At 60.3% G+C, this 2,551-nt stretch carries 2 protein-coding genes; both read left to right on the top strand.

Annotation, left to right across the window (positions count from 1 at the left end):
* Window positions 1–1,071, top strand: a 1,071-nt coding sequence (gene rfbG, locus ABDB84_RS19965; protein ID WP_428715111.1) for a CDP-glucose 4,6-dehydratase, incomplete at its 5' end; no start/stop codon positions are given.
* 20 nt (window positions 1,072–1,091) lie between these two features.
* Window positions 1,092–2,438, top strand: coding sequence for a lipopolysaccharide biosynthesis protein RfbH (rfbH, locus tag ABDB84_RS19960; protein WP_345921540.1), 1,347 nt, complete (start codon window positions 1,092–1,094; stop codon window positions 2,436–2,438).
* Window positions 2,439–2,551 lie beyond the last annotated feature (113 nt).

Below are 2,551 nucleotides of genomic sequence, written 5' to 3'. Positions count from 1 at the left end.
GTGGAAATGAGTCAGTCTTCGTTGCAAGCATTCTGGCGCGGCAAGCGTGTTTTCCTGACCGGGCACACCGGCTTCAAAGGCAGCTGGCTGTCGCTGTGGCTGCAAAGCTTGGGCGCCGAGCTCCATGGTTTTGCCCTCAAGCCGCCGACGACGCCTGCCTTGTTTGATGAAGCCCGTGTGGCCGATGGCATGCACAGCACGTTTGGCGATGTGCGCGACTACGATGCCGTGTTCGCTGCGATGTCGGCCGCCAAGCCCGATATCGTCATCCACATGGCGGCACAGCCCCTGGTGCGCTACTCCTACAAGGCGCCGGTCGAGACCTACGCCACCAATGTGATGGGCACGGTGCATGTGCTCGAAGCGGCGCGTCAGCTCGGCACGGTCAAAGCCATCGTCAATGTCACGACGGACAAGTGCTACGAGAACAAGGAATGGGTCTGGGGCTATCGTGAAGACGAGCCGATGGGCGGCTACGATCCTTACAGCAACAGCAAGGGCTGTTCGGAACTGGTGACCAGCGCTTACCGCCGCTCCTTCTTCCAGTCCGCCGGCATCGCCCTGGCATCCGGTCGCGCTGGCAATGTGATCGGTGGCGGCGACTGGGCGGATGACCGCCTCATCCCGGACATCCTGCGCGCCTTCGAAAAAGGCCAGCCCGTGGTGATCCGCAACCCGCATTCCACGCGCCCCTGGCAGCATGTGCTGGAGCCCTTGTCGGGCTACCTCAATCTCGCCGAGAAGCTCTACAACGAGGGCCAGGCCTGGGCTGAGGGCTGGAACTTCGGTCCGCATGACGACGATGCGCGTCCGGTGCAGTGGATCGTCGAGCACATGGTCGGCGCCTGGGGGCGCGGCGCCAGCTGGCAGCTCGATGGCGGCAACCACCCCCACGAAGCGCATTATCTCAAGCTCGATATTTCCAAAGCCAAGTCGCGCCTCAACTGGCAGCCCAGCTGGAATCTCGCCACCGCGCTCAAGCAGATTGTGAGCTGGCACCAGGCCTGGCTGGACAAGCAGGACGTGCGTGCACTGTGCTTGCAGCAAATTGAAGAATATCAATCGGTATAAATCTGACGGACCCTATAAACATGACCACCACTTCTCCTGTTCAATTCACGCCCAAGTCGCCTGACGCCATTCGCCGCGAGATCGCCGCTCTGGTCCAGCAATACGCTGACATCGTTTACGCACCGAAGCCTTTCGTGCCGGGTGAATCCGCCGTACCGGTTTCCGGCAAGGTGATGGGCGCGCCGGAGCTCAAGAACATGGTCGAAGCGAGCCTCGACGGCTGGCTGACCACCGGCCGTTTCAATGCCGAATTCGAAGCACGCCTGGCGCAATATCTGGGCGTCAAATACGTCCTCACGGTCAACTCCGGCTCCTCGGCGAATCTGGTCGCCTTTTCGACGCTGACTTCGCCCCGTCTGGGCGAGCGCGCGATCAAGCCGGGTGACGAAGTGATCGGTGTGGCCGCTGGTTTCCCGACCACGGTCAATCCGATCCTGCAATTCGGCGCTGTGCCGGTCTTCGTGGATGTGGACCTGGTGACGCACAACATCGACGCCAGCAAGATCGAGGCGGCGATCAGCCCCAAGACCAAGGCCATCATGCTCGCCCACTCGCTGGGCAACCCCTTCAATCTCGAAGTGGTGACGGCAATCTGCAAGAAATACAATCTGTGGCTGGTTGAAGACTGCTGCGACGCTCTGGGCGCCACCTACAAGGGCCAGACCGTGGGTACCTTCGGCGACATCGCCACGCTGAGCTTCTACCCCGCACACCACATCACCATGGGTGAGGGCGGCGCAGTCTTCACCAACAATGCCGAACTCAAGCTGATCGCCGAATCCTTCCGCGACTGGGGCCGTGACTGCTACTGCCCCCCGGGTAAGGACAACACCTGCGCCAAGCGCTTCTGCTGGAAGCTTGGTGAACTGCCTGAAGGTTACGACCACAAGTACACCTACAGCCACCTGGGCTACAACCTCAAGATCAGCGACATGCAAGCCGCTTGCGCGCTCGCACAGATGGACCGCGTCGACGAATTCATCGCCGCACGCCGCGCCAACTTCAGCTACCTGAAGAACCGCCTGAAGAGCTGCGAAGCCTTCCTGCACCTGCCCGAAGCCACACCGGACTCCGACCCCTCCTGGTTCGGCTTCCCGATCATTCTCAAGGAAGAATCGGGCGTCAAGCGCGTCGATCTGCTCAACTACCTCGACCAGAACAAGATCGGCACGCGCCTGCTCTTCGCCGGCAACCTGACCCGCCAGCCTTACATGATTGGACGTAATTTCCGTGTCAGCGGCGACCTGAAGAATACGGATGTCGTCATGAACCAGACCTTCTGGCTGGGCGTTTTCCCGGCGCTGACCACGGAGCATCTGGATTACATCGCTGAAAAGCTCGAAGAGTTTTTGGGCGTAGGTTTCTGATTCAATACATCTCTGGGGGTCGGCGTGGAGCATATGAAATACAGCGATCTGCTTGCCAAATGGCTGGTTGAGGCAGGCTATAGCAAGTGTTTTTCACTCGGTGGTGGGAACAT

Source organism: Uliginosibacterium sediminicola, assembly GCF_039631295.1.
GTDB classification, from domain to species: Bacteria; Pseudomonadota; Gammaproteobacteria; order Burkholderiales; family Rhodocyclaceae; genus Viridibacterium; species Viridibacterium sediminicola.
Note: the sequence above shows the minus strand (reverse complement) of the source record. Positions and strands in the feature narration are given on the sequence as shown.

Bases quoted from the DNA above. Each gene is read 5' to 3' on its own strand.
- rfbH (WP_345921540.1), top strand. From the start codon at position 1,092: ATGACCACCACTTCTCCTGTTCAATTCACGCCCAAGTCGCCTGACGCC.